The organism is Bacillus sp. FSL K6-2971, from assembly GCF_038006405.1.
GTDB classification, from domain to species: domain Bacteria; phylum Bacillota; class Bacilli; order Bacillales; family Bacillaceae; genus Bacillus; species Bacillus pumilus.
Genome location: NZ_JBBOVD010000001.1, coordinates 2,471,134 through 2,496,548, shown reverse-complemented (window position 1 = coordinate 2,496,548; position 25,415 = coordinate 2,471,134). Strand labels below are relative to the sequence as shown.

The window sequence follows — 25,415 nt, the reverse complement described above, 5'->3', positions numbered from 1 at the left end:
GTGTGATTTTTTTGATATTTATAATGACTCTCTTTTTCAGGTAGTGGTAAAATGGTGAAGAAAAAACAAATGACGAATGAAACTATGAAGAATACGGGAGGCACAATCAAAGATGAGCGGTTTTACAGCGTTAAGTGAAGCAGAATTAAATGACCTATATGCAGCACTACAAAATGAGTACGAAGCTTATAAAAGTAAAAACTTACACTTAGACATGTCTAGAGGAAAACCTTCACCAAAACAGCTCGATTTGTCTATGGGTATGCTCGATGTTGTGACATCAAAGGATGCGATGACGGCTGAAGATGGCACAGATGTGCGTAACTATGGCGGTTTGACAGGGCTTCCTGAAACGAAGACATTTTTTGCAGATGTGCTCAATCTGAAACCAGAACAAATCATCATCGGCGGTAATTCCAGTCTTAATATGATGCACGATACCATTGCCCGTGCCATGACCCACGGCGTATATGACAGCAAAACACCTTGGGGAAAGCTGCCAAAGGTAAAATTCCTTGCACCAAGCCCAGGATATGACCGTCACTTTTCCATTTGTGAGCTATTTAACATAGAGATGATCACGGTAGATATGAAAGCTGATGGACCTGATATGGATCAGGTCGAAAAATTGGTCGCAGAGGATGAAGCGATTAAAGGCATTTGGTGTGTACCAAAATATAGCAACCCAGATGGCATTACGTATTCAGATGAGGTGGTTGACCGCCTTGCTTCGATGAAAACAAAAGCAGACGACTTCCGCATTTTTTGGGATGATGCATACGCAGTCCATCACCTAACTGATACGCCTGATACGTTAAAAGATATTTTTCAAGCAGTAGAGGAAGCAGGGCACCCAAATCGTGTGTTTATGTTTGCGTCTACTTCTAAAATTACATTCCCAGGCTCAGGTATTGCACTCATGGCATCTAGCCCGGATAATGTGAGCTTTACTCAAAAACAATTATCGATTCAAACGATTGGACCAGACAAAATCAATCAATTAAGACACCTTCGTTTCTTCAAGAATCCAGAAGGCTTGAAGGAACATATGAGAAAACATGCTGCGATCATTAAGCCAAAGTTTGACCTCGTTCTTTCCATTCTTGATGAAACACTTGGCGGGAAAGACATTGCAGAATGGCACAAGCCAAATGGCGGATATTTTATTAGTTTAAATACGCTTGATCATTGTGCAAAAGCTGTTGTGCAAAAGGCAAAAGAAGCTGGTGTGACCATGACAGGTGCAGGCGCGACTTATCCTTATGGAAAAGACCCGCTTGATCGTAACATTCGCATTGCGCCAACGTTCCCATCACTTGAAGAACTAGAGCAAGCGATTGACATCTTTACATTATGTGTTCAGCTTGTCAGCATTGAAAAGCTGCTGTCTAAAAAAAGTCAGTCCGCTCCAACGGCATAAAGAAAAAACTCCTTGACGAGTCACTAGGGACTGACCCCCGTTTTTGAGACAGGGATCAAAACACCTTTATACAGCCAATTGCCGATAGTTTATCGGTGATTGGTTGTTTAGTTTCGTTTGAATACGAATGTTGTTATAATAATAAATGTATTCTTTGACAGTGCGTTCTACGATGCTGGTCGTAGTGCGGTCAATCCTGTTAAGATAGAACGTTTCAGACTTTAGTGAGGAATGAAACGATTCGATGGAGGCATTATCAGCGGGCGTCCCTTTACGGGACATGCTCATGGTAATGCCTTTTATATGAACAGCTTTCTGATACTCGTAAGATGTATACACAGAACCTTGATCGCTATGTAACACGCAATTCTCAGGCAGTGCTGGGAGCTGATTAAGTGTGTTTAAGATAAAGTCTGTGTCCTGCTTATCACCAATCGTAAAAGCAATCACTTCTCCATTATATAAATCCAATATACTGGAAAGGTACAATTGTTTCTGTCCATAAGGCAAATACGTGATGTCCGTTACTAGTTTTTCAAGAGGGCGATCAGACTGAAAGTTCCGATCCAGTATGTTATCGGCCACGGCATAGGGCTGCCCATTCTTCTTACGCTTTTTCATTTTAACCCGGCATTGCCACTGGTTTTTCTGCATGATGCGTTGAACAGTTTTATGGTTAATACGCATTCTCCTTTTTAGTATGGCTGTGATTTTTCGATAACCATATCGATATTTGTGCTTTCGGCACAACGTGCCGACCTGTTTCTCTAGTTGTCTTTTAGAATGATTCTGAGTCAGATCCTTTTTCCATCTATAATACGAAGTACGTAAGATGCCTAAATGGACACAGATGTCCTGTACCGTCATCGTTTTGCACAATTCTTCTACCAGTTTGATTGACGTTTCCTTATCAACTTCCTTTCCAATTCGTTGTACTTTTTTAAAACTTCATTCTGTTGACTCAAATAGCGATTTTCTGCCTGCAGTCTCTCTAATTCGGAAGAGTACTCGGGACCCTTTCCATAGGTATATTGTTTTCCAACAGGCTGTTCGAACCGGTGTGTATCCCCAGCTTTATGCCACCTCACCCATGTCTGAACCTGCGTCTTATTCTTGATATTCAATTTCTGCATGATCTCTTTCATAGGTACGCCTGCCAATCTCATTTCTACAGCCTTCTGTTTGACTTCAACCGGATAACTCACTCTTGTCCCCATAGAAAAAACACCTCCATGTTTTATTTCGGATCACAACGATCCATTTTCAAACTTGAAGGTGTTTTTTATTTGTCTCATCTTATGGGGTCAGTTCCCTAGTCAAGGAGTTTTTGTTTTTAATTGGCTGTTTGATAATAGGAAACAGGTTGTTTCGCTGCGCACCATACATCATAGATCGCAAGCTGTACAATATGCGGTTCATCATGATGAATATAGTGCGAGCTGTTCTGCGCTTGAATCCATCCACTTTGAGATGACAAAGACAGCATCCGTTTATGAAGTCTGAGCCATGCCTCGTGTGCTGGGTGAAACAATCGGCTCTTACCTGATGAAATGACAAGGAGCGGCATCATCCCATAATGGGTTTGTTCCTCTTTTATTGTGCTTAGCATTTGTTGAAAGTTCTCATGCGTACATTCTGCTGTAAATTGCGCCATATATGAAGTCCGTTCTTCCTTTGATAAAAGCGGGAGGATGACCTGTTCTTGCTCCTCACTTGCCGGGTCTAACAGCACCATGCCAATGACGTCATCTCCTCTGCGGCTTGCCCATAACCGGCTGACAAGAGAGCCAAATGAGTGAGCCACAATGAGAAAGGGCGGCTGAATATTGGCTTCTTCTAGCAGCGCATCTAAATCATCTGCAAGATCATGCAATGTTCTTCCTTCACTGCTGTCACTGCTTTTTCCGTTTCCTAATCGATCATATAAGAAAACCCCAAGCTCAGGATCAATATCACGGGCCATATTCGACCACGTATCACCCGAAATGCCGTAGCCTGCTTCAAAGATAATGGTGGCTTGCCTTTTGCCTTGACGATGTTTTGTATAAAAATGATGTCCATCTATATGATACATTCTTTCAATCATTGCCGAGTTCATTCTTCCATCTCCTCTAAGTGGTTCTTTAGCTAAAAGACGGCACAAAAGGCAGATATGTTTCTCTTAAAAACAAAAAAGATGCCTATTTCAAAAAATAGACACCTTTTTCCTATGCATTTTTACCAAGCGCGGTCATATTGACGCGGGCCTTCGATGGATGTACGAAGCTCTTGGGCAGCTGTTTTTGGAAAGTATGGATCCCGTAAAAATTCTCTGCCTATAAAAATTAAGTCTGCACGCTGATTTCGTAAAATCTCCTCTGCCTGTACACCAGATGTGATCAGACCGACAGCACCTGTTTGAATACCGGCACCTTCTTTGATTTTTTCTGCGAAGGTCACTTGGTAGCCAGGGAATGTGCTGATTTTCGCCTGTATGACAGCGCCTGAGCTGACATCGATTAAGTCGACACCTTGTTCCTTCAGCCATGTAGCAATGCCAATGTAATCGGCAATATCAAGTCCTTTTGTCGTGTAGTCAGAGGCAGACACACGGACAAATAATGGTCCTTCCCATACTTCATTGACTGCATCGACGACTTCTCTTAAGAAACGATAACGGTTCTCTGGTGAACCGCCATAGTCGTCTGTTCGGTGGTTCGCCAGCGGTGAAAGAAATTCATTGATCAAATAGCCATGCGCCCCATGAATTTCAATGATGTCAAAGCCGGCCTTTTTTGCCCGGACAGCTGCATCCTGAAACGCCTGAACGGTATCTTTGATTTGATCGACGGACATCTGGGCAGGGATTTTAGACTGTTCGTCAAATGGAATGCTAGATGGTGCCAGGATGTCACCATCTAGTTCAGCTTTACGTCCTGCATGAGCCAGCTGGATGGCTGTCTTGGTTCCGTATGCTTTGATTTGTTCGTTTAATGAAGCGAAGCCTTCAATGTGCTCATCACTCCAAATCCCGAGATCTTGATCACTAATTCTTCCCTCAGGGGAAACGGCACTTGCCTCCACCATGATCAGGCCAGCTTGACCTTGTGCACGGGAAATATAATGTGTAAAGTGGAAAGGCTGTAATTTCCCATCACGATCATAGGATGAATACATACACATCGGGGACATCACGATGCGGTTTTTCAGCGTAACACCTTTTAATGTCCATGGTGAAAAGAGTTTTGTTTCCAAATACCTTCGCCTCCTCATAGAATTGTATAGCCGATTATAACAGCCATTCAAACTTTCGTCATAAAAGGTGCTCAAAGAATATAGCTTTTATACACGTTTTTGTATAATGGAGAAGATAGAGAAAGCAAAGGGGGAGAACGAATGAAATGGCAAACAGAGAGTGAACGAAAGGAACTGCTCACTGCTCTTATGCAGTATGAAAGCATATCGGGTACAACTGGAGAAGTGGCGTTAGCTGAATATTTATATTATTTACTGAGGGAGCGGCCTTATTACAAGCAGAACCCTGACCATTTGGCTTTGCATCCGATGAAAGATGGCCGGTATTATTTAACGGCGCTTGTAAAGCGCAGTTCGCTTTCTCGTACCGTTTTGCTGCTTAGTCATTTCGATGTCGTCGATACAGAAGATTACGGTGAATTTCAAAACATGGCATGCAAGCCTGAAGAGTTAATGGCATCATTTTCTCAAAAAAGTGCGCTTCTCCCAAAAAGAGCAAGAGAAGATCTAGCTTCAGGTGACTGGTTATTCGGAAGAGGTGCCATGGATATGAAGGCAGGTCTTACTGTACAGCTGTCTATGCTTGAAAGAGCGATGACAGAGACATTTGATGGAAATGTCCTACTCATCACAGTCCCGGATGAAGAAGTGAATTCTCAAGGAATGCTTGAAGCTGTTCCAAAACTAAAGGAGCTTAAGGAAAAGCATGACCTCGACTATACCGCGTGCTTAAACAGTGAGCCTATGTTTGAAAAGTATCCAGGTGATGAACATTATTATATGTATACAGGCAGTATAGGAAAGGTGCTGGCTGGATTTTTGTGCAAAGGAATTGAAACACATGTAGGAGAGCCGTTCTCAGGCTTAAATGCGAATTTCATGGTATCTGAATTAAATCGGCTGTTAGAGCTGAATAGTGATTATTGTGAGAAAGTAGATGGTGAAGTCACGCCGCCCCCAACCAACTTAATGCAAAAGGATTTAAAAGAAGCCTATTCCGTTCAAACACCTCACACAGCTGTTTCTTTATTTAATGTGCTGATGATGAATCGTTCAAGTGAAGAACTGCACGGGCTTCTTTATGACACGGCGAAACAAGCAGCAGATCAAATTGAAGCTGATCTTAAACAAAAAACAGCAGAATTTCAGCGCTTTAAACCTTTTACACCAATTGATACGAGGATTACCGTTCTCACGTATCATGAGCTGTATCAAAAAGCTGCTGAACGCTCAGGTAAACAGGAGGTTGAACGTATTGTGAACTATGCGTTCGCCAATCGAGGTGAGCTTGGAGATCGTGATTTTTCAACCAAAATCGTCTCTGAGCTGACGACGCTTTGCAAGGAAGAAGGGCCGCTCATTGTTCTATTTTATAGTCCGCCATTTTATCCAGCCGTTTCCTCAACGGAAGATCCGCATATCCAAGCAACTTTAAAGAGGATTCAAATAGAAGCAAAGAAGAGTTATGGACTTGAAATAGAAGAAGTGAAATATTTTCCGGGATTGTCTGATTTAAGTTACTTACAGCTCGAAAAACAGGACGTAGGGCATTACACGACCAATATGCCGCTTTACCAGAAAGGCTATTCTTTACCAGAAGGAGAAAAGGAAGCACTTTACGTTCCAGTCATCAACGTGGGTCCATTAGGAAAGGACCCGCACAAATGGACAGAGCGCCTGCACATTCCGTTCTCATTCGGCATTTTGCCAGAATTACTAGAATCAGCGATTCATGCTTTGTTAGAGAAAAAATAAGTATATGATGAAGAGCCCTATCGTGATGATAGGGCTTTTGATTGTGAATGTGCGTGTTATATTTGCTTCGTTCTGCCAAAAGTTATATATGTAAATTGCTATCTAAAACAATAGTCCTTGCAAAAAATAGTTAAAATGATTGAAATATTCAGAAAAGTCTATTATAATCAATTGTGTAATTTAATTACAATTATCCTAATTATAAGGAGGTGATTAAGATGAAGCGTAACGAGTGGATTGCAATCTAATGAATTGAATCAGTACTTGTCGAAAGAGTGTATCGCAGAGAAGCGATTTAATCAGCTTCTCTGTGAATTTATTTGTATGTGGGTTAAAAATAGACGAAAGTTGGGTGAGAGGAATGTCAAATATGAAAAGTTATTATGAAGAGCATCCGCCTTTATGGAATTTTCTTTATCCGTTTTTTGGCCAAGCTAGCCAAGAAGGAGCACAATCTCGTGTGACAGAATTCATTCAAAAAGAACGAACATTTCAAAAAGGGAAAAATGCTTTATATTTACATATCCCTTTCTGCGATACGATTTGTTCGTTTTGTCCTTTTATCAAATCCACCAAATATGAGCCCATTATCGGAAAGTATATAGATGCTTTAATCAGTGAGATTCGTATTTTATCCCAGTCCCCTCGTATTCAAAAAATGACATTTGATGTGGTGTTCGTTGGAGGAGGAACGCCTTCCATTATGCCCCCAGAACTAATCTATCGACTTTCGACCGCCATAAAAGAAAATTTCACACTATCTTCTGATTATGAATGGACCTTTGAATGTGAAGCAAAAACAGCTACACCTGAAAGAGTGGCTGCCATGGCTGAAGGTGGAGCCAATCGAGGAAGCTTTGGTGTCCAAACATTAAATGAACATTATCGAAAAATGTTCAATTTAACGGCTAGTTTTGATCAAATCTCTCAGACTGTTGACTTAATGAAGCGTCATTTCCAATCTTATAATATTGATTTACTTTATCAGTTGCCCGGTCAAACGAAAGAAGAGATGATAGCAGACATCAATGGAGTGATGGCATTAAGAAGCACAAGTATTGATACGTATCCACTAGAATATATTGCTTGTTCAAAGGGATGGTTATCAAAAATTAATAAAGGCAAGGTGCCTATGCCGCCAAATCCTAAAGAAAAGTTTGAGTTTAGTGATACATTATACCGTCATTTAAAAACGAATGGCTGGCATCAGAATTATGTGTATACGTTTATGGCTCCAGAGCATCAGAATAAACGTTTTCAATATGGCGAAGTGATTTACGGAGGTTACGAAGATCAATATATTGGCCTAGGAACAGGAGCGATTTCCTATATGCAAGGCATGATATGGTCAAATGAAGGAAATACGCAAAAATATATTGAAAGCCTGACGAATCAAGAATTGCCTATCGTTAAATCTAGAGAATATCATGCTTTTGATAGAAGGCTCGTCTTCTTCCCTAAAACTATGAAAATAGAGAAAGCGCACATCAATCAAATGCCAAAACGTGAGGAAATCTATCGTAAACTACAATTACTTATGATGAAGGGAGTCGTTGAAGAAGCGGAGCAATATTTTGTGATAAAGGAAGAAGCAAAGCCTTGGTATCCTGCGATTTTAGTAGATCTTATACCAGAAAAAGAAAGAGAAAATTATGATCAAGCCGTAGGATTTATGCAAAAAGAGTTAGGCTGGTATGAGTCAACTGAGGTGCTCATCTAATGGTTTTAAAGAAAGAAACGACATCTCTTTTTAAAGATCAAAACTTTGTCTGTTTCTTTATTGGGCAAAACTTATCTGCTTTTGGAGATTGGTTTAGAACGATAGCGACAATTGGTTTAATTTATGAACTCACTGGAAAAGCCACCCATCTAAGCATTCTATTTATCTGTTCTATGCTTCCCCTTATCTTAACATCTATGCTTTTGAGCCCAATTATAGATAAGTTTTCTTATAAGAAAGTAGTCATCTTCGCTGATGTGGCACGTTTTATCATTGGACTAGGGTTTGTTTTTGTTGTCACAATGGATGTTACACCATTTATCCTTTATTTATTATTAGCGTTAAATGGTGCTTTCTCTGGTATATATCTGCCTGCTCGTTCATCTATGATACCTGAAATCATAGACAAAGAGCAGCTTTCTAAGGGGAATAGTTTACTCGCCACATCTTTTAGCGCATCGATGCTCATTGCGACAGGTTTAGGCGGGTTGGTGACAGAAATATGGTCCATTTCTACAATTTATTTAGTAGATGCGATGACATTTTTATTATCAGCCATGCTGTTAATTCCTATTAAAGCGAAAGAGGCATCTGAAAAAAAAGAGTATGTGTCATATGTTCAAAGCTTTAAAGAGGGGATCAAAGAAATTAAAGGATCACCCAAAATTCAAAGTGCGATATGGATATTGATGTCAAGAGAATTTGCTTTAAGTATCGTGTATGTTCTATTTAGCTTGTACATTTTAGAAGTAGCAAGAGAAGGGAATTTTGGCTTAGGGCTTGGTCATACAATTAGTGGGCTCGGGCAAATTATTGGTGGGATTACACTTGCAGCATACTTTAAAAAAGTGAAATTCTCCTTTCAGTTTTATAAAAAGTGGTCCACGTTAGCGATTATTTTGCTGGGAGTATTACATGCACTTTCTTATCAACAAACGTCTTTTATTGGATTTTTGGTTGTTGTTTTATTAGCTAATCTGTTATATAGCCCAGTCGAAGTTTTGTACTCAACAAATATCATGACCTATGCAAGCAGCCATTTAAGAGCCCGAGTTTTTTCGGTAGGTCTTGCATTATCACGTATATTTTATATTAGTGGGTTTATCATCATGGCATTTATCGGAGATTTGATTCCTATACATGTCATTGCTATAGGGATGGCAGGACTTGTGATAGTAGCAGGCTTAGTGAATAGCTTACTATTACTTAAAGGGAAGCATCAAGATAAATCCAAAGTAGAAATACATTCACTGTAAAGGAGACATTGATTACTTAATGGAAACTGGAAAATTAACAAAAACAGAAATTACTACATCGCTTCAGGAAAGTATCCGTGAACTAGAAAAGCTAGTGGAGACATGTGATGAGCACACACTAGATCAAACTTTGGGAGAGGGCAAGTGGTCGATCAAGCAACTCGTAGGGCATTTGTATGATACAGAAGAAGTCTGGTCAGAGCGGATAGAGCAGGCAATATCAAATGACCACACCCCTTTTCAATCGTATGATCCTGAAATGTATGTGAAGGAAAGAGCTTACGAAAGGTTTAACGTAAAGGAGATCAAAGCACTGATTAAACGATTGAAAGAGAGAAGAAGCAAGACACTTCATCTAATAGAAAAGGATACATGGGAGCAATCAGGTCTGCATCCTGAAGAAGGGGTGATGACAGTGCAAATATTAGCTGAAACGATCGCCTTACATGAACAACATCATCTTGATCAAATCAAAGCCATCATGTCAATGAGTGAATCATCTGCATGAGGAGGTGCTAAATAGTGAAGCATCAAGAATTGTTAATCGATGTGAATTTTTATCAGGCACGTAATTCTTTATTAGAACAAGCCATTTCTAAAAAAGAACCGAAGTGTGAAACAGGCAGTTTACATCAAGTTGCTAGTGAGAAAAAATAGATGTGTATATGTAGAAAAGCACCTGTCTTCAAAACAGGTGCTTTTCTCTATCATTTATACGTGCTTGCTGAAAACATTTCGTTTAATTCTGCTGCGCGTTTTGTTGCGGTTTTGACACAATCGACAACGGCTTCTTCAAATTGATAGGCAGCAAGTGTGTTCAGGCCGGCTTCTGTCGTTCCGCCTTCACTTGTGATTTCTTTGCGCAGTTCAGCAGGTTCTTTACCGCTGCTTTGAAGCATGTTTGCGGCGCCCGCAATCATTTGGCAGATGAGCAGCTTCGCTGTTGCTTGGTCCATCCCAAGTTCCGAAGCGCCTCGCTCCATTCCTTCAATCAAATGATAAATAAAGGCTGGGCCGCTTCCTGCAATAGCCGTAACAGCATTTAGCTGTGATTCATCTAATACCGTCACATGACCGATCGTTTCAAAAAGCTCGATTGCTTTTTTCTTTTGATCCTCTGTCACTTCTTGACTGACGGCAATGCCTGTTGCTGATTGCTGAATGGCCGCTGATGTATTTGGCATCGCACGAACCACCGCAGTCTTCTCGCCAGCATAGTGTTGAATCGTTTCAATGGAGATGCCCGCTAAAATCGAAATGATCAGCTGTCCTTGTAAATGAGGCCGCACTTCAGATATCCCGCTTTCCGCATCTTTCGGTTTTAAAGCAAATACGAGAATATCCGCTTCTTCATAAATAAAAGAACGAGAGAAATCCGTTTTGACCCCATAACGCACCTTTAATTCTTCTAACCGTTTTTCATTCGTTTTGTTTGTGACAATAATATCTTCATTTGACATGATGCCGCTTTTTAATAAACCTTTTATCATCGACTCTGCCATCGAGCCTGCACCGATAAATCCAATTTTACTCATAAGCTGCTCCTCCTTGTAGAAAATAAAAAAACCTCTCGCCTGAAAAGGACGAAAGGTTTTTCGCGGTACCACCCTCAATTAGCATGCAAATATGCATACTCAGCTCTAGTCCCTTAACGCGGGAAACGTTTAGGTTTGCCTAACAGCTCAAAGGGCAGGTTCAGCAAATAAGAGGATGGTGAGGTCTTACAGCCGGTGGACCTCACTCTCTTGCATCATTATTTTGCTTACTAATCCTTGTCACCCGCGCATCTTATATTTGTTGTTCATTATGCAACGATGGACAAGTTTGTGTCAATAGGGACAGATAAAAAAATTGACCGCCTAAACCGCATGACAGTCTGCCCTTTGCAGGATACAATGAATAAAGAAGACGGAGTGACAATGAACCATGAGTCAAAAAGCAGGAGATGACATAAAAAAGTGAAAGAAGACATCATTCAATTATCCATCCCGACACCATTTGCTGTGGGGGATGTACATGCATATATTTTAAAAGGAGAAGCTGTGACCTTAGTGGACTGCGGGCCGATGACAGAAGAGGCGGAGCACGCCTTTGTCACGCAATTACAAGAGCATCGTTTATCAATTGACGATATTGATCAAGTAGTGTTGACCCATCATCATGCAGATCATGTCGGTCTTTTAAATCTGATGAAACCTCATGTCCGTGTGATCGGACATAAGTTAAATGAGCCGTATATTAGCCAGGACTCTGTGTTTAAAGAGCGTCAAATTGCTTTTACGGAACGATTTTTTCAGCAGTTAGGTGTGCCGCTTCGCCCAGGTGAGTGTGAAAGAATCGTGAAGCAATCTTATACATATTCTTGTACTGCACATGTAGATGACGTCATCAAAGAAGGCGATCGATTGAAAGGGCATGAACAGTTCTTTGTGATGGAAACACCGGGACATGCACAGTCTCATCTTTCCTTTCTAGATGAAACAACGGGCCATTTCATTGGTGGAGATCTGCTTTTGACAACCATTTCCTCAAACCCGTTAATGGAAGCGCCGTATGAAGGGGAGAAACGTCAAAAATCGCTGCTTCAATATAAAGCATCACTCAATCGATTACTTCATCTGCCGATCAAGACGATTTATCCAGGACACGGGCAGCTCATCACGTCTCATCATGAATTGATCGAAGAAAGATTTAAGAAACAAGAAAAACGGGCAAATACGATGTATCAGCTGCTCAAACGAAAAGAAATGACTGCCTTTCATCTTTGCCGCAAGCTATTTCCAGTGCTGTATGAAGAGGCCTTATTTTTAACGATGTCAGAGACAGTTGGACAGCTGGATGTCCTCTTAGAGGCTGGACAAATTGAAGAAGTGCAAAAAGATGGAATTCTCTATTACAGGGCAAACTAAGGAGTGAAACGTATGGGGCGATTAACAGGAAAGAGAATATGGATTACAGGCGCATCTGGTGGCATTGGTGAAAAAATGGCGTATTTGGCAGCAGAAGAAGGCGCAGAGATCATTATTTCAGCAAGACGAATTGAAAAGCTGACGGGTGTAAAAGAAAAGATTATGAGTGCTGGCGGAGTGTGTCACATCGTGGAGCTAGATGTCAGTCACCTTGAGGACATTGATCGCGCATATGAAGAAGTGGGGGCTGTTGATATTTTGGTTAACAATGCCGGTTTTGGTGCGTTCGATCTCGTTGAAGATGCGTCCATTGAAGAAATGGTGTCGATGTTTGAAGTAAACGTGTTTGGTTTAATCGCTTGCACGAAAAAGGTCATTCCAGAGATGAAACAAAGAGGACATGGACATATTATCAATATTGCCTCCCAAGCAGGAAAGATTGCCACCCCGAAATCAGCCATTTATTCCGCATCCAAGCATGCCGTCCTTGGCTTTTCAAACAGCCTCAGAATGGAGCTGTCAGACATCGGCATTCACGTCACCACAGTGAATCCAGGCCCGATTGCCACTGACTTCTTTACCATCGCCGATCGCAGCGGTGAATATGTGAAGAATGTGGAATTCATGATGCTTAGTGCGGACAAGGTGGCTGGGAAGGTCGTATCCGCTATGATGACGAAAAAAAGAGAGATTAATCTGCCTGGATGGATGAACGCTGGCAGTAAATTGTATCAATTATTTCCATTTTTATTTGAAAAAGTAGCACGCAAAGCGATGATGAAAAAATAACAAAAAAGAAACCGGTTGTGAACTGGTTTCTTTTTTTTGAAGTAAGCTGCCATTGTGACCGTTTTTTTATCCCCGCCTTGCCGCTTGTTGAAGCGGGTCCCACACACTGTTAAAAGGCGGTGCATAGCTAATATCTAAATCTTCAAGATCTGTTATGGTTAGCTGTTGGTAAAGAGCAGTTGCCATCACATCGATCCGTTTATCTACACCGTTTCTTCCGATGATTTGGGCACCGAGCAAGGTGTAGTCATCACTTCTGTAAATCAGTTTGACTTTCATTTTCTGCGCATCTGGATAATATCCAGCGTGATCCGTACTGTCAATGGTGATGGTGGAAAAAGGAATGTCAGCTGCTTGTGCTTCCTTTTCTGATAAGCCCGTTCGTCCCGCTGTCACGCTCATAAATTTCATCACTGCTGTTCCAGTCACACCTTGAAACGCCCGGTTTGTTCCCGTCATATGAAAACCAGCGATTCTTCCTTGTTTATTCGCCGTTGTGCCGAGCGGGATATAATCAAGCGATTGTTTGATGCGGTGATAAGTGGCTGCGCAATCCCCGGCAGCATAGATGTCTTTTACATTGGTTTGCATGTATTCATTTACAACAATGGCGCCATTTGAAAGACGTTTGACTCCTGTTTTGTCTAAAAAAGAGGTTTGCGGGGTGACGCCGATGGCCATGATGACCATATCTGTTTTTATGGTTTGTTTGTCTGTTTGAACAGCTGTGACATGTGATTCGCCCTCTAATGTCTGCACGGTTTCCCCGAGTGTCACGTGAATGCCTTGGGCATCCGCCTCTTCTTTCAGGTGCTTTGCCATATCGGGGTCAAAGCCCGGACCAAGTGTTGAACCCCGCTGAATGATATGTACTTTTTTTCCCAGCGCTTTTAAATTTTCAGCCATCTCTAAGCCGATATATCCACCGCCAATGATCGTGACATGTGTGATATCTTGTTTTAAGTGGTCTAAAATGGACAGCGCATGCGGAATAGTTTTTAATATGTGTACGCCTTCTAGCGGCTGATTGTTTAAATTCAGTGTGACGGGGCTTGCTCCTGTCGCAATTAAGAGGCGGTCATAGCTTTCGGTAAAGGGTTCTTTTGTTTTTGTATGAGACCCTGACACCGTTTTTTGCTTTGGGTCAATGGAGGTCACTTCGTGTAGGCATCTAGCATCAATTCCGTATTTGTCGCGAAACGTTTCAGCGCTGCGTGCAATCAGCTTGCTGTGGTGATCAATGAGACCGCCGATCAAGTAGGGGAGGCCGCACTGTCCATATGAGAAAATCTCTCCTTTTTCAAAAGCGACAATATGTGCATCTGGGTCCTCTCGATATATTTGCATAGCACAGCTCATTCCTGCTGCATCTCCGCCAATTATCACATATTTCATTTGGTGTGCTCCCTTCTATTTATCGAACTGAATACTCTTATTTACCCTCATTTTCCTTTTTTTAATGCTTTTTTTCGCAAAAGAAGCAAACTTTAGTGGAAAAATAAAGACAGCGCCTTCATTTTAAGCTACAATCGGATTATCGTCCTTTTTGGTTACGAGTTTAGTGAAGATTGGTGGGAAAGACTTTGAGTGACACTCGACTAGATTTTAATACTTTATATACACGTCATACAAGAGAGGCTTGGTCTGCTCTTGGAGAATATATGCCGGTATCTGTTTCAGAAGAGGAAGCAAGAGCACTTCAAGGATTAAATGACTATTTATCTCTTGAAGAAGTTCAAGATATTTACATACCACTTATTCGTTTTCTGACATTGCATGTCTTTGCAGAAAAACAAAAAAATCAGCATGTGAATGCCTTTTTAAACTACCCGCATCATGCGAAAATTCCTTTCCTAATTGGGATTGCTGGAAGTGTGGCTGTCGGGAAAAGCACAACGGCCCGTATCATCGAAACGCTTTTATCGAGGCTTGGAGATGGGCTGAAAGTGAGTCTTGTGACAACGGATGGCTTTTTGTATCCTCAAAAAGAATTAAAGGATCGAGGACTCATGGAAAAGAAAGGATTCCCAGAAAGCTATGATGTCAAAGCCTTGTTGTCTTTTTTAAATGAATTAAAATCAGGTAAACAAACTGTGCATGCCCCGGTATATTCGCATCTGACCTATGACCGGCTTGAAGGGGTGTATGAAACGGTGGAGGATGCCGATATTGTTATTATTGAAGGAATCAATGTGCTGCAATCCCCAGCGCTGGATGATCTGAAGGATGAACCGCGTGTGTTTGTATCAGATTTCTTTGATTTTTCAATTTATGTAGATGCTGCTGAAACGCAAATTCAATCATGGTATAAAGAACGGTTCCGTTTGCTGAGGGAAACAGCTTTTCAAGATCCTGAATCCTTCTTTCATCAATACAAAGATTTGACGGATGAAGAGGCAGATTACATGGCAAGCACAATTTGGAATACCGTCAATCGCCCAAATTTATATCAAAATATTTTACCGACAAAATATCGAGCTGATCTCATTTTGAAAAAAGGTGATCAGCATAAGGTGGAAGAGATTGCTATCCGCCGAGTATAAAGAGAAACCGCTCAAATCAAGAGCGGTTTTTTTAATGATCTCCACTTACTTTAACAGCCACGGCAGCCGCCGGTCGCTTTTTCAGGCGGTAGTATCCAATGAGTAAGAACGGTACACCTGCAATCGTGACGATAGACAGCACTGAAAAAATAGAAAGGGGGTGGGCTGCGCCAAAATAGTCAATGCACAGTCCGCCGACAAAGGGTCCGACGACACTGCCGAGCTGAGAAAATCCGATCGCGCCAAAGTACGATCCCTTTACTTCGGGCTTTGCCACATTGTCTACAAAAAGATCCATCATCGCAAACAGCAGAACCTCTCCAATTGTAAACACGACAATGATGAAAGCAAGCATGCCTAGACTCTGTGAAAAAGCAATGGCAAACAAACTGCCGGCAAGAAGAATATTCCCAGTGGTGAGCGACAAAATGGTGGAGTAGCGCTTGGCGATCATGATGAGCGGATATTGTACGACAATGACAACAACTGCATTTAAAGATAAAAGATATCCAAACAGTTTCGGACCATCTTCAATCATAGGCGAAGCGGATAAATATTGAGGCAGCGTTGAGCTCAAGTGCGAATACCCGAACGAACATAAGGTAACGCCGATGAGGATAATGCTAAAGACCGTATCTTTTTGGATAATGGAAAGGGCTTTTTTGACCCCAATTTGTTTCGTGCTTTCTGGAGCAGCAACTGGATGTTTCTGAAATTGCCAAGCCAGCGTTAATCCGTATAACAAATAAATGAAGGCAGCGACAAGAAATGGGAAGGTTGTTTTCGATGACCCGAGATATAAGCCAAGCAGAGGACCGAAGATGACCCCTATGTTAATGGCTGTATAGCGTAAATTAAACACAAACAACCTAATACTTGATGGGGTGACATCAGATAAGAGCGCCTTAGATGTTGGTTCAAACAGTGCCCGGCACAGTCCGTTTAAAGCGTTCATGATAAAGAAGACCCAAATGGCATCTGCAAATGCAAAGCCAACAAAGACAAGTGTCCAACCGAAGATGGATAGAAGCATGACCTTTTTTCTTCCGATACGATCAGAAATATATCCACCGTAAAAACTCGCAACGATCCCAATCAGAGAGCTAACGGCAATGATTAATCCAGCAGAAGAAGCTGAGGCGCCTTTGACTTGTGTTAAATAAACGGCCAAAAAAGGAATGCTCATGGACGTCGCCATTCGGCCAAATATGGTGCCGATGATGATCGTCCAACTAAGCGGATGTAATGTACGTAAGTTATTTTTCATGCTGTTTCTCCCCTGAGTTTGTAAGATGTTCCAATCATACATGAAAAATTGTGCAAATTAAATACACAATTTGATGGAGGGGACATCCGCCGTATGGCAGAGAAGCATGATTGGCTCGTATTTGGAGGCGCATGCTTTTTTCTGCCGGTGCTTTTATGCCACTGATTCGTGTGGTCATTTGACCCCATTTAATCAAGGTCGATCGCGACGATTTGCTGCAAGGACAGGTTGAGAACATCTTCATCATTGACGATTTTTATGCGCTGCGTTTCATAATGAATGGCTTTGACCCAGCCCCAAAACTGCTCTTTTCTACCTGCTTCGGCATATGTCACGCAAATCGCTTGATCCTCGGTAATCGACTGTGTGATCAAAAAATTCATTTCCTCCAGCTGATCGGTGCTCAGCGGGGGAGGGGTGTATTTTTTTTTCTGCCGTTTTTGAGCAAGCAGCTGCTCCCGGTGCTCTGGAAGCATCATTCGGCTTGATTCCCACATGAGGTTGTATCCAGGTGTTAATTTATTGGGATTCATGGCTGTTCGCCTCCGTTATTTGTAATGTCCGCCAATTTTTTCGGCGCGGTGATACGCCTGCCCCGCGCTTGTCAGTGACGAAGCGTGCAGCAGGGCAGCAGGTCCATACTTCATGTGAATCGCATCAAATACTTTGCTGAGTTTGTCTTTTTGAACATGATGATCAAATAAAGTCAGCTGATACTGGCTGTCAGACTGCAGCTGAGAGAGGGTAATACCGACACTGCGAATGGGCTGACCATCCCAGTGCTGCTGACATAGCTGAATGGCTGCCTCTGCAATATCTGTCCCGTACTGTGTAGGTGAATGAAGCTTGATTTGTCTATGAAATCCGGTCGGGTGAGAAAAATCAGCGCCTCTCACGCCAACAGACACTGTTTGACCAAGATAATGCTTAAAGCGTGCACGTCTTGCCACTTCTTCGCTCAATTCAAGAAGAGCGACTTTGATATCCTCAAAAGACGCATAATCATGGGGGAGAGTCATATGATGTCCCACCGCTTTTTGTTCATTATGTGTGTGAACGGTGACCGGAGAGGGATCAAGTCCTAATGCTGTTCGCTGCAAAAGCTCTCCGTTGATTCCCCAGCGTTTTTTAAGCCGATCTAACGGATAAGTAGCAAGCGTCCCAATGGTACTGATACCCATTCGTTTTAAATGGTGCTCCATTCGTTTACCAACGCCAAATAATTTTCCAATCGGAAGCGGCCATAAATCAGCCGCAACACTGTCTGCGCGAAGTTCATAGATGCCAGATGTGTTTTTTTTAGCAAAATGGTCACAGGCCATTTTGGCGAGCACTTTATTAGGACCGATGCCAACACGTGCGTAAATACCCGTCTGGTTCATAATGGTTGTTTGTATATTTTGAGCGATCTCACGGGGAGAACCGAGTAGTGTCAGGCTGCCTGTAATATCGAGAAATTGTTCATCAATTGAATATGGTTCGACAAGATCTGTGTATTGTTCAAGCAGCTCTGTGATCATGACAGAGATATCAAGATAACGCTGCATACGGGGGCGTACGACGACAGCTTCGGGGCATTTCTCCTGTGCTTCCCATAATCTTGATGCATTTTGTACGCCCCGTTTTTTAGCAAGCGGGCAAGCGGCAAGTACGACCCCGCTCCGCCGCTCAGGATCTCCAGAGACGATGAGCGGCACATCCTTCAAGTGGGGAGCCTCCACTTTTTCGACTGACGCATAAAACGATTGCATATCCACAAGCAGAATGGCTCGTTCATTCATTATTCTCACCTCTTAGAACGTATGTTCCGTTCTTATTGTAACCGTCAGGAGACGAAATTGATACTGGTAAATCATTCAAAGAAAAGAGTGTAAAACGATACAAAAAAGACGAAGTGTCTTCCACTTCGTCTTTTTTGATACAACATATTTTAAGCATGTGCTAAATTGTAAGATGTTTGGAGCGGCTCAGAACGCAAACGATAGGCCGTCAGTTTTTTCTTCGGCTTATGAGTAAATTGCCGCACCACATCCACGTGGTCATCGTAATGATACAGATAAAGGGTCACATCATGCTTGCCAAGCTTTGTTTGCATAGTAAGCGGCGCAGGCCCTTCCTGCGGACGAAGAAAGCGCTCTTCATCACCAGGATAAATATAATAGCGTTCAATAAAGATCGCATCATTAAAATGTTGAATAATTTCAGATGCTTGCTGATCATCGAGCGGACGATCTTCAAACATGATCGTTGTATGATCACTTGTTACTTTTGCATGCACTGCATAACGACTAAAAAGGCGTTCCACAACACCAGAAGGCAGCGAAGTGACAAGAAGCTTTAAAAGACTAAACACAACAAGTGAAGTAACAATCCAAACCAATATCATCATCTCCAATAAACATTTGTTACATTTCCTATATGAACCATCTTAACATACCAAAAGAATGAAACTTTCGCACAAAAAGTGAACTTTTTGAAATAAGTGTGAAGATTTAAAAGGAGATGACGGCGAAAGAACGAAATCAACAAAGCTGAAAGGAAAAAGGCTGACACGTGATCTTTACAAACAATAAATCGGACAGGTAGACTATTGAAACAACAGTTTTTTGTGAAAAAAGAGAGCGGTAAGTTAAAAATGAAAAGGGGCGAGGTCATCATGATACGTCAAGTGAAGCCGTCAGATTTTTACGCCGTCACATCCGTCATCCAAAGCTGGTGGGGAGGTAGAGATTTGCGCGCAAAATTGCCGAAGCTATTTTTTGAACATTTTCAGCAAACAAGTTTTGTCGTCGTTGAAAAAGGTGAACTGATTGGCTTTTTAGTCGGTTTTCTATCACAATCTCATTCAGATGAAGCCTACATTCATTTTGTAGGTGTACATCCAGACCATCGGAAATTAAAGATAGGAAAAATCCTATATCAAGCCTTTTATGATGTGGCAAAACAGGAAGGAAGAACAACCATTAAAGCGGTAACAGCACCTGTAAATAAAGTATCAATTGCCTATCATGCAAAATTGGGCTTTCAAATTGAAAAAGGGGATAAAACTGTAGAAGGAATCTCCGTGTTTTCAGACTATGATGGAATAAATGAAGATCGTGTTTTATTTGTGAAAAAATTAGAGGCAATGCAATGATTGTCAATTTAGATCAAACAATAGGAGATGTAGCAAAGCAGATCTTACATATTCAACTAGCTGCATACCAACAAGAAGCTGAACAAATTGGCTATGCCGATCTTCCGCCATTAAAAGAGACCATTCAAGATGTAATGAAAGCAAAAGAGCAATTTATTGGTTTTGAGCAAAAGGGAATCTTACTAGGTGTTGCCTCTTATGAAGAGCAGAAAGATTATTTGATCATTAGTCGATTGGCTGTGCATCCCAAAGCGCTAAAGCAGGGTATTGGAACAAGACTTATGTCTACAATTATGGAGAAAAATGTCCCTATAGAACTGACCACAGGGCAAAAAAACACCCCTGCAAAAAGGCTATACGAAAAATTAGGATTTCTTGAAACAAATGTAATTCATGTTGCAAAAGAGCTCACCTTATCAAAAATGAAATGGACACCGAGGCGAAAGGTTGAGGTTGTCGAATTCAAAAAAGAATGGCATGAAGAATTCCATCAAGAAAAGCAGCGACTCAAGCAAATCATTCAAAAGAGCTGGATAGAAGGACATCATATTGGTAGTACGTCAGTTGAAGGACTTGTTGCCAAACCCATTATTGATATCTTAATAGAAGTAAGTCATCTAAAAGAGATCGATAGAAAAAGAGAGAGCTTTGAACATCTTGGATATCAAGCGCTCGGTGAAAATGGCATAAAAGGGAGACGTTTTTTTCAAAAGGGTGGCTTGAATCGTACGCATCATGTCCATATTTATGAGAGAAATCATCCTGATGTGAAAAGGCATTTATTGTTTCGAGATTACTTAAGGGCCCATCCAGAACGAGCTGTAGCGTATGCGTCTGTCAAGGAACAATTAGCAAATCAGTATCGGGAAGATATACAAAGCTATATGGCAGGAAAGAATGAAATCATAAAAGTAATAGAAAATGAGGCATATCGCTGGGATAGAGAAGGAGGAGAGGAAGCTCTTAAATAAGCTACCTCTTTTCCTCGTTAATTAGGAAGCTGAACATTGCCCTTTACAGTATAGGCCTGTGAAGCAGCAGTAGATGGAAGAGCGGGTAATTTATCCTTTACGATGACCCCGCGGATATCTGTGATTCGAACAGGAAGAGATTTAGACCCCATATTAAATCCAAGGAAATGGTTGTAGTCTGTCTTTTCCATGTTCACCCATTGTCCATCTTTGTAATATTCCATTTTCATAATCGGATATTTATGATTGCGCACTTGAATCGCAGCCCACCACTTACTGCTACCTTCTTTTATTCTGTAAACTACATTTCCGCTAATCGGTGCTTTTACAATTTTCCAACCAATTGGGATTTTTCCATCTTCCATATTACCGATTTTGGCAAAGGCATTATGAGAAAGATCAAGAGCTCCTTTCGCTCCTTCTGGATATTTATCGGTTACATACACAACGGTTTTTCCTTTTGGACCCTTTACTTCAAGGTAAGCCCCTGCAAGTGCCGCATTTATCCCTTTATAGTTATAGTCATGGGGATTTAAAGCCGTAATTTTCATGTCAGATGGAATAGGATCTAATAATGCGGCGCCCCCTGAGTAACCAGATCCCGTATAAGTCGCATAGCTTTCTCGTACTTCATCAAGGACAGATGCCGCTTTCATGTTTGGCACAGCGAAACTCAACATAAATATCAGTGCCCCGATGAAGCAGAGAGATAATCTTTTTTTCACGATCTAAAACCTCCTGTTTATTCTTTTTTAAAATTGGTAGCGTCATAAGTATAATTCTAAAAAACAAGAAGCAAAAAGAGCCAATAGATAGATATAATCATAGTGAGAAGAGCGTGTATTTCAAAGAATATGACTTTCGGATTTAGTCGTGTGGCATGTTTTATGGTGTTTTATGTGTTACAATGTAAGCATCAATTTAAAAAGGATGTTCGCCATGTATATTCACATCACAGAACAGGCTAAAACATATATAGAAAAACAGCAAACAGGAAACGAAACTAAGGAATTACTGCTTCGCTACGATTCAGAAGGTTGTGGCTGTGCAGTGAGTGGCGTACCAATGCTTTGGTTAACAAGTGAAAGAACAGGTGAATGGGAACAACTTAATAATAGCCAACATTTAAAACTATATATACACATTGCACAGAAGGTATTCTTTGATGAGGAAATGACCATCGATTTTAATGAAAAAGCCAATACATTGATGCTGAAAAGTCCTCAGCAAATACTCAGTCCAAGAATGGGCATACTTGTAAAGTAAGGTGGAAACGTAGTGGATCAGAAGCTTAGAGTGATACAAAACACGGCACAAAATAAAACATGGGTGTCGTTTTTAAATAACAATCATCCCTATACCCTTTTGCACTGGTCAATAGGTGGAATGGATTCGGTGAAAAAGGATGTTTGGCTTCTTCAGGATGAAGTCACATTTGAAACGGAAGAATTCCCAACGCTCGAATTAGCTGTCAATTGGATCAAAGAGAATATGGAACAGGTAACAGATGTATTATAAAAGCCCTTTTTGACAAAAGGGTTTTTTTCGTGACTTCATCATCTCATTAAACAACAGGGAACGTCTAATCTGAAAAATGATCTTTTGCAACGCAAAAAACTGTTTTATAACAACCAATTCGACAAAATGAAAAAAATAGAAATGAAAAAATCATGGATATAAATGCCGAAAAATAGGCAATGGAAGCGGTTATTGCGGGATACCGAAAACTTTGCGAAAAATGACATTTCATATTTCTTCCATTCGAGGAAATATGATAGAATACAACATGTATCGTATATGAGAAGGGAGGTGCTAAAGTGAATTGAAGCTCAAGCTGTCATCGCCTCAGGTTGGAATTAAAATAAACGAATGGTATAGGCAGATTTGCGGATTTCATGTCATGAAAGCAGAGAAGCTGAAGGCCGAGATCGAGCAGGAAATTCTGGAGATGGAGCAGGATCAAAACTTGTTGCTGTTTTACCAGCTGATGGATTTTCGCCATAAGGTGATGCTTGAATATTTTGAACCGGCAAAGAAAGCCTCAAATGATGAAGAAATTAAAAACCTGTTAGAAACGATCGAACATTCGCAAACGAAATTAACGGACATGCTTGAATACTATGTTCATTTTTTCACAGGAATGTTTGAGTTTGAACAGCAAAACTATTTAAGTGCCATTGCCTATTACCGTTCAGCAGAAAAAAAGCTCAATCTCATATCAGATGATATAGAAAGAGCAGAATTTTACTTTAAATTAGCTGAAATATACTACCACATGAAACAAACCCACTTTTCGATGCACTATGCCTTGCAAGCGTTAAATACGTACTCTGCCTACAGAACGTACACGCTGAGAATCATCCACTGTGAATTTGTCATCGGTGCAAACTATGATGATTTGAAATGCTATGAACATGCATTGCCCTACTTTAAAAATGCTCTAAATCGAGCACGCACGATTGGAAACCCTCGAGTCATAGGTTCGGCCCTTTTCAACTTAGGTAACTGTTATTACCAAATGAACGATCTTGCGGAAGCAAGCCGTTATCTGAAAGACTCTCTTGAAGTGTTTGAAAAGGAGAATTTAACCCATCTTAATCGCTCTCTAGACCCACTATTTATGCTCACCCAAATCCTGTTTAAACAAAAACAAATAGAAGAGTCGTTAACCCTCTATCAAAAAGGTATTATGAAAGCCTGTGAATTAGAAGATGAAATTTACATCTGCAAATTTCAGTTCTTAAAAGCATTATACGTTGATGCAGAAATAACGATCATAGACGATACATTAGACCTGCTCGAGGACAAGCGCTTATACCCAGACATTGAGGAATTGGCACTTGATGCGGCTCATTATTACAATGAGCTTGGACTGTATGAAGCATCGACACGGTTTTACGAACGGAAGATTCAAGCCATATCAAAAATTCAAAATGGGGGTCATTTATATGAAAACGAGTTTGATAGTTCTTTTATTGGCAGCAACTGCAGGATTATCGGTCATGAGTCAGCAGCAATCGGAAGAGAGTCATATGGAACTGGCGGGCAGACATCATACAACAGTGGTGACTATCGCATAAGTTAGCTCAAAAAGAGGAGACGAACTGCTGTTCATTCTCCTCTTTTATCATCATTCGATTCAAATGGTTGAAGGAATGCTTGAACTTCTTGTTCGTAAGCTTCTTTATTTTCACTAAAAGACATCGCGTGTGCCCCGTGCGGCGCTATAAATAGCTGTTTATCACCTTTTTTTCGAGCATATAGCTGCTGACTCTGCTCGCATGGAATATAGTCATCATAAAGACTATGGATAAAAAGCACAGGTTCTCTCACCTGATCGATCACATCAAGCGGTGACACTTGCCGAATGCTGTATCCATCCCGCCATTTTAACACTCGATCACTTAGTGGAAGAATCCATTGCCCTGAAAGACGAAAATCTGTTTTTAATCGATAGAGAAGCTGATCCTCAAAAGAAGCAAAAGGACAGTCAGCTATGTAAAAATTGGCACTTGCTTCCGGCTTTGCGGCATATAACAAAGTCGTGACTGCCCCCATTGATTCTCCATGTATACCGATAATAGCATTTTCCCCGAGTCTTTGTCTAAGCCACTTCACGACCTGCGCTAAATCTTCTTTTTCGTAGTACCCATAACTCGTGGTTTTTCCGCCACTCATTCCATGTCGTCTATGATCATAAAGCATCACATTCCACCCAAGCTTTTGGAATAATTTCATATACTTAACGGAATTTATTAAACTGACTGTGACGCCATGACAAAGTACGATGGTGCGTGTTGTATGCGGATGTGAGTGCGGCACAAAATAGCCATGAAGCTCATAACCAAATGCTGAAGGAATACACACTTTCTCTTTGTTAAGCTGTTGAAACTCTTCATGATGATAATGCCCTTCATCTGCTTCTCGTTTGATGAGCTCTTCATCTGTTAATTTTCGAATATACATCATTTTATTGGTGAAAAAAATTCCGATTGCAACGAGCGGACATAATATGAAGGCAAGTATAGCGATCCATTTTCTCATCTAGCTGATTCTTCCTTTCCGAGGTTTTTCCTATGATGATCATACCACATGTTGGGAGATTGGCGTGACTCTTGCTCAGGAAATAAAACGGATGATACACTTAGAGGCAAAAGGAGAGAGGCACAATGAAAAAGAACAATGATCAAGCGAAATTAAAGGACGGCATAAACGAGGATCTCAAACAGCAGCTCCTTCAAATGAAGCAGAATCTGGCCGCCGAGACAGAAAAAAGAGAAGAACAAAAACGACAAGGCCTCCTTCGGCAGCAGAAAGAAAAAGAAAAAAACAAAAGCTTCTCGGAGTTACTAGATGAAAGTCATTTGGACTGGAGAAAATATAAAAGCTAAAAAAGGGAGCACTGATGCTTCTTT

The 25,415-nt window shown here is 41.1% G+C and carries 26 protein-coding genes and 1 other annotated feature; of the genes, 15 read left to right on the top strand and 11 right to left on the bottom strand.

The window, feature by feature from the left end:
- The first annotated feature begins 112 nt into the window (after nt 1–112).
- Nucleotides 113–1,420: an aminotransferase class I/II-fold pyridoxal phosphate-dependent enzyme gene (locus MHI33_RS13235; RefSeq protein ID WP_003215770.1), complete on the top strand. Its 1,308-nt coding sequence runs from the start codon at nt 113–115 to the stop codon at nt 1,418–1,420.
- A gap of 66 nt (nt 1,421–1,486) precedes the next feature.
- Here the strand turns inward: MHI33_RS13235 and MHI33_RS13230 are convergent.
- The 3 genes from MHI33_RS13230 to namA all read right to left on the bottom strand — a co-directional run bounded on the left by MHI33_RS13230 (nt 1,487) and on the right by namA (nt 4,654).
- A protein-coding gene (locus tag MHI33_RS13230) for an IS3 family transposase (protein WP_340911867.1) occupies nt 1,487–2,637 on the bottom strand; the annotation gives its coding sequence in 2 pieces (ribosomal slippage) (nt 1,487–2,364 and nt 2,364–2,637; 1,152 coding nt in all).
- A gap of 116 nt (nt 2,638–2,753) precedes the next feature.
- Nucleotides 2,754–3,518 carry an alpha/beta fold hydrolase gene (locus tag MHI33_RS13225; RefSeq protein ID WP_044141035.1) on the bottom strand — a complete coding sequence of 255 codons (765 nt, stop codon included), beginning with the start codon at nt 3,516–3,518 and terminating at the stop codon, nt 2,754–2,756.
- 119 nt (nt 3,519–3,637) lie between these two features.
- Nucleotides 3,638–4,654 carry an NADPH dehydrogenase NamA gene (namA, locus tag MHI33_RS13220; RefSeq protein ID WP_080772998.1) on the bottom strand — a complete coding sequence of 339 codons (1,017 nt, stop codon included), beginning with the start codon at nt 4,652–4,654 and terminating at the stop codon, nt 3,638–3,640.
- A 141-nt stretch (nt 4,655–4,795) separates the two neighbouring features.
- Here namA and MHI33_RS13215 point away from each other — a divergent pair, with 141 nt between their 5' ends.
- The 5 genes from MHI33_RS13215 to MHI33_RS13195 all read left to right on the top strand — a co-directional run bounded on the left by MHI33_RS13215 (nt 4,796) and on the right by MHI33_RS13195 (nt 10,042).
- Entirely contained in the window at nt 4,796–6,409 is a 1,614-nt protein-coding gene (locus tag MHI33_RS13215) for a M20/M25/M40 family metallo-hydrolase (RefSeq protein WP_044141037.1), read from the top strand.
- Nucleotides 6,410–6,779: 370 nt separating this feature from the next.
- Nucleotides 6,780–8,129, top strand: a complete 1,350-nt coding sequence (locus MHI33_RS13210) for a coproporphyrinogen-III oxidase family protein (RefSeq protein ID WP_044141038.1) — start codon at nt 6,780–6,782, stop codon at nt 8,127–8,129.
- Complete coding sequence (locus tag MHI33_RS13205; protein WP_044141039.1) at nt 8,129–9,385, top strand: MFS transporter; 1,257 nt, start codon at nt 8,129–8,131, stop codon at nt 9,383–9,385. Before MHI33_RS13210 ends, MHI33_RS13205 begins: the two co-directional genes overlap by 1 nt.
- 19 nt (nt 9,386–9,404) lie before the next feature.
- Entirely contained in the window at nt 9,405–9,893 is a 489-nt protein-coding gene (locus tag MHI33_RS13200; RefSeq protein WP_044141041.1) for a DinB family protein, read from the top strand.
- A gap of 14 nt (nt 9,894–9,907) precedes the next feature.
- Nucleotides 9,908–10,042: a hypothetical protein gene (locus tag MHI33_RS13195; protein ID WP_258395125.1), complete on the top strand. Its 135-nt coding sequence runs from the start codon at nt 9,908–9,910 to the stop codon at nt 10,040–10,042.
- Nucleotides 10,043–10,092: 50 nt separating this feature from the next.
- Here MHI33_RS13195 and proC read toward each other — a convergent pair whose 3' ends face one another.
- Nucleotides 10,093–10,920: a pyrroline-5-carboxylate reductase gene (gene proC / locus MHI33_RS13190; RefSeq protein ID WP_044141042.1), complete on the bottom strand. Its 828-nt coding sequence runs from the start codon at nt 10,918–10,920 to the stop codon at nt 10,093–10,095.
- 41 nt (nt 10,921–10,961) lie between these two features.
- Nucleotides 10,962–11,174: a binding site (T-box leader), on the bottom strand.
- A gap of 169 nt (nt 11,175–11,343) precedes the next feature.
- Here proC and MHI33_RS13185 point away from each other — a divergent pair.
- Complete coding sequence (locus tag MHI33_RS13185) at nt 11,344–12,294, top strand: MBL fold metallo-hydrolase (RefSeq protein WP_044141043.1); 951 nt, start codon at nt 11,344–11,346, stop codon at nt 12,292–12,294.
- A 12-nt stretch (nt 12,295–12,306) separates the two neighbouring features.
- Nucleotides 12,307–13,083, top strand: coding sequence for an SDR family NAD(P)-dependent oxidoreductase (locus tag MHI33_RS13180; RefSeq protein ID WP_065098350.1), 777 nt, complete (start codon nt 12,307–12,309; stop codon nt 13,081–13,083).
- A gap of 66 nt (nt 13,084–13,149) precedes the next feature.
- Here the strand turns inward: MHI33_RS13180 and MHI33_RS13175 are convergent, their stop codons facing one another.
- On the bottom strand, nt 13,150–14,478 hold the full coding sequence (locus tag MHI33_RS13175) for a CoA-disulfide reductase (protein ID WP_044141045.1): 1,329 nt from the start codon (nt 14,476–14,478) through the stop codon (nt 13,150–13,152).
- 188 nt (nt 14,479–14,666) lie between these two features.
- On the opposite strand from MHI33_RS13175, the gene coaA reads away from it, so the two are divergent.
- A complete protein-coding gene (gene coaA, locus MHI33_RS13170) occupies nt 14,667–15,626 on the top strand; it encodes a type I pantothenate kinase (RefSeq protein ID WP_044141046.1) in 960 nt (319 codons plus the stop codon).
- Nucleotides 15,627–15,657: 31 nt separating this feature from the next.
- On the opposite strand, the gene MHI33_RS13165 is transcribed toward coaA, so the two are convergent.
- The 4 genes from MHI33_RS13165 to MHI33_RS13150 all read right to left on the bottom strand — a co-directional run bounded on the left by MHI33_RS13165 (nt 15,658) and on the right by MHI33_RS13150 (nt 19,273).
- A complete protein-coding gene (locus tag MHI33_RS13165; RefSeq protein ID WP_340911853.1) occupies nt 15,658–16,893 on the bottom strand; it encodes an MDR family MFS transporter in 1,236 nt (411 codons plus the stop codon).
- Between the two features lie 188 nt (nt 16,894–17,081).
- Nucleotides 17,082–17,426 carry a YolD-like family protein gene (locus MHI33_RS13160; RefSeq protein ID WP_044141048.1) on the bottom strand — a complete coding sequence of 115 codons (345 nt, stop codon included), beginning with the start codon at nt 17,424–17,426 and terminating at the stop codon, nt 17,082–17,084.
- A gap of 15 nt (nt 17,427–17,441) precedes the next feature.
- Complete coding sequence (locus tag MHI33_RS13155; protein WP_126741066.1) at nt 17,442–18,674, bottom strand: DNA polymerase IV; 1,233 nt, start codon at nt 18,672–18,674, stop codon at nt 17,442–17,444.
- A gap of 149 nt (nt 18,675–18,823) precedes the next feature.
- Nucleotides 18,824–19,273 (bottom strand): YfmQ family protein, encoded by a 450-nt coding sequence (locus MHI33_RS13150; protein ID WP_065098346.1) that lies wholly within the window; start codon nt 19,271–19,273, stop codon nt 18,824–18,826.
- 276 nt (nt 19,274–19,549) lie between these two features.
- Here MHI33_RS13150 and MHI33_RS13145 point away from each other — a divergent pair, with 276 nt between their 5' ends.
- Nucleotides 19,550–20,029, top strand: coding sequence for a GNAT family N-acetyltransferase (locus MHI33_RS13145; RefSeq protein WP_034661184.1), 480 nt, complete (start codon nt 19,550–19,552; stop codon nt 20,027–20,029).
- Nucleotides 20,026–21,000 (top strand): bifunctional GNAT family N-acetyltransferase/GrpB family protein, encoded by a 975-nt coding sequence (locus tag MHI33_RS13140; protein ID WP_065098345.1) that lies wholly within the window; start codon nt 20,026–20,028, stop codon nt 20,998–21,000. The genes MHI33_RS13145 and MHI33_RS13140 overlap by 4 nt, the downstream gene beginning before the upstream one ends.
- Before the next feature lie 17 nt (nt 21,001–21,017).
- On the opposite strand, the gene MHI33_RS13135 is transcribed toward MHI33_RS13140, so the two are convergent.
- Nucleotides 21,018–21,680 carry an expansin EXLX1 family cellulose-binding protein gene (locus MHI33_RS13135; RefSeq protein WP_445661790.1) on the bottom strand — a complete coding sequence of 221 codons (663 nt, stop codon included), beginning with the start codon at nt 21,678–21,680 and terminating at the stop codon, nt 21,018–21,020.
- 259 nt (nt 21,681–21,939) lie between these two features.
- Here MHI33_RS13135 and MHI33_RS13130 point away from each other — a divergent pair, with 259 nt between their 5' ends.
- The 3 genes from MHI33_RS13130 (at nt 21,940) to MHI33_RS13120 (ending at nt 24,085) form a co-directional block, all read left to right on the top strand.
- Nucleotides 21,940–22,266: an iron-sulfur cluster biosynthesis family protein gene (locus tag MHI33_RS13130; protein ID WP_044141053.1), complete on the top strand. Its 327-nt coding sequence runs from the start codon at nt 21,940–21,942 to the stop codon at nt 22,264–22,266.
- Between the two features lie 12 nt (nt 22,267–22,278).
- On the top strand, nt 22,279–22,518 hold the full coding sequence (locus tag MHI33_RS13125) for a YqkC family protein (protein ID WP_003215790.1): 240 nt from the start codon (nt 22,279–22,281) through the stop codon (nt 22,516–22,518).
- 304 nt (nt 22,519–22,822) lie between these two features.
- The gene (locus tag MHI33_RS13120) at nt 22,823–24,085 is read left to right on the top strand and encodes a response regulator aspartate phosphatase (protein WP_065098343.1); all 1,263 of its coding nucleotides are present in this window, start codon (nt 22,823–22,825) and stop codon (nt 24,083–24,085) included.
- Nucleotides 24,086–24,111: 26 nt separating this feature from the next.
- On the opposite strand, the gene MHI33_RS13115 is transcribed toward MHI33_RS13120, so the two are convergent.
- The gene (locus MHI33_RS13115; protein ID WP_065098342.1) at nt 24,112–25,044 is read right to left on the bottom strand and encodes an alpha/beta hydrolase; all 933 of its coding nucleotides are present in this window, start codon (nt 25,042–25,044) and stop codon (nt 24,112–24,114) included.
- Between the two features lie 125 nt (nt 25,045–25,169).
- Between MHI33_RS13115 and MHI33_RS13110 the strand changes: the two genes are divergently transcribed.
- Nucleotides 25,170–25,391, top strand: coding sequence for a YqkE family protein (locus MHI33_RS13110; protein WP_065098341.1), 222 nt, complete (start codon nt 25,170–25,172; stop codon nt 25,389–25,391).
- Nucleotides 25,392–25,415 lie beyond the last annotated feature (24 nt).

What these genes read in the sequence shown, in the direction of transcription:
- proC (WP_044141042.1), bottom strand. Translation starts at nt 10,920, where the DNA reads ATGAGTAAAATTGGATTTATCGGTGCAGGCTCGATGGCAGAGTCGATG.
- MHI33_RS13135 (WP_445661790.1), bottom strand. Translation starts at nt 21,680, where the DNA reads ATGTTGAGTTTCGCTGTGCCAAACATGAAAGCGGCATCTGTCCTTGAT.
- MHI33_RS13145 (WP_034661184.1), top strand. Translation starts at nt 19,550, where the DNA reads ATGATACGTCAAGTGAAGCCGTCAGATTTTTACGCCGTCACATCCGTC.
- MHI33_RS13205 (WP_044141039.1), top strand. Translation starts at nt 8,129, where the DNA reads ATGGTTTTAAAGAAAGAAACGACATCTCTTTTTAAAGATCAAAACTTT.
- MHI33_RS13165 (WP_340911853.1), bottom strand. Translation starts at nt 16,893, where the DNA reads ATGAAAAATAACTTACGTACATTACATCCGCTTAGTTGGACGATCATC.
- MHI33_RS13200 (WP_044141041.1), top strand. Translation starts at nt 9,405, where the DNA reads ATGGAAACTGGAAAATTAACAAAAACAGAAATTACTACATCGCTTCAG.
- MHI33_RS13130 (WP_044141053.1), top strand. Translation starts at nt 21,940, where the DNA reads ATGTATATTCACATCACAGAACAGGCTAAAACATATATAGAAAAACAG.
- MHI33_RS13225 (WP_044141035.1), bottom strand. Translation starts at nt 3,518, where the DNA reads ATGAACTCGGCAATGATTGAAAGAATGTATCATATAGATGGACATCAT.
- MHI33_RS13210 (WP_044141038.1), top strand. Translation starts at nt 6,780, where the DNA reads ATGAAAAGTTATTATGAAGAGCATCCGCCTTTATGGAATTTTCTTTAT.
- MHI33_RS13160 (WP_044141048.1), bottom strand. Translation starts at nt 17,426, where the DNA reads ATGAATCCCAATAAATTAACACCTGGATACAACCTCATGTGGGAATCA.
- MHI33_RS13180 (WP_065098350.1), top strand. Translation starts at nt 12,307, where the DNA reads ATGGGGCGATTAACAGGAAAGAGAATATGGATTACAGGCGCATCTGGT.
- MHI33_RS13140 (WP_065098345.1), top strand. Translation starts at nt 20,026, where the DNA reads ATGATTGTCAATTTAGATCAAACAATAGGAGATGTAGCAAAGCAGATC.
- MHI33_RS13115 (WP_065098342.1), bottom strand. Translation starts at nt 25,044, where the DNA reads ATGAGAAAATGGATCGCTATACTTGCCTTCATATTATGTCCGCTCGTT.
- MHI33_RS13110 (WP_065098341.1), top strand. Translation starts at nt 25,170, where the DNA reads ATGAAAAAGAACAATGATCAAGCGAAATTAAAGGACGGCATAAACGAG.
- MHI33_RS13215 (WP_044141037.1), top strand. Translation starts at nt 4,796, where the DNA reads ATGAAATGGCAAACAGAGAGTGAACGAAAGGAACTGCTCACTGCTCTT.
- MHI33_RS13155 (WP_126741066.1), bottom strand. Translation starts at nt 18,674, where the DNA reads ATGAATGAACGAGCCATTCTGCTTGTGGATATGCAATCGTTTTATGCG.
- MHI33_RS13235 (WP_003215770.1), top strand. Translation starts at nt 113, where the DNA reads ATGAGCGGTTTTACAGCGTTAAGTGAAGCAGAATTAAATGACCTATAT.
- MHI33_RS13175 (WP_044141045.1), bottom strand. Translation starts at nt 14,478, where the DNA reads ATGAAATATGTGATAATTGGCGGAGATGCAGCAGGAATGAGCTGTGCT.